Raw genomic sequence first — 472 nt, forward strand, 5'->3', positions numbered from 1 at the left:
GCGGTGCTCTATCTGTCGTATCTATGTTCCGCTCTCGCCCTCCCTGTAGTTCTGGTCGGGAATGGGAGAACTGCCATGGACACGCATCCTGCCTGGTACGATCCACGTTTCCGCATGCATCTGCATCATCTTGATGCGCCTGGACTGGCACACGAATTGCTTCGTCAGATCCCGTCTTACATCTCTGGGTATCAGTCCCTTACACAGCAGCTCGGCATGTTGCGGAGCATTCGTGCACGTTACGAACTGGTGGAGCAGTTTGCTCGCCACTGGGGGTTATCCTGTACCGGCTGAACCAGAAATCCCTGCATGGATAGAACCGGCACTCTGGGCTCCGGAATTTTATCCCGGTGTCACAATCATCGTGGAAGCACCTACTGGCTTTGATGCCCGTAGGTTGCCAGTCATTCTCTTTGCGGCCATGGCCACAGAACGACAGGGATTACAGAGCAAATCTCTCGCCCTGCATCAC

The 472-nt window shown here is 54.9% G+C and carries 1 protein-coding gene; it reads left to right on the forward strand.

Going from position 1 to position 472, the window contains the following annotated elements; translation table 11 throughout:
• On the forward strand, positions 1-294 hold a 294-nt coding region (locus B7G66_RS16965; protein WP_206778215.1), incomplete at its 5' end, for a transcriptional regulator domain-containing protein.
• Positions 295-472: the final 178 nt, after the last annotated feature.

It is taken from the genome of Novacetimonas hansenii JCM 7643, from assembly GCF_000964405.1.
Classification (GTDB): domain Bacteria; phylum Pseudomonadota; class Alphaproteobacteria; order Acetobacterales; family Acetobacteraceae; genus Novacetimonas; species Novacetimonas hansenii.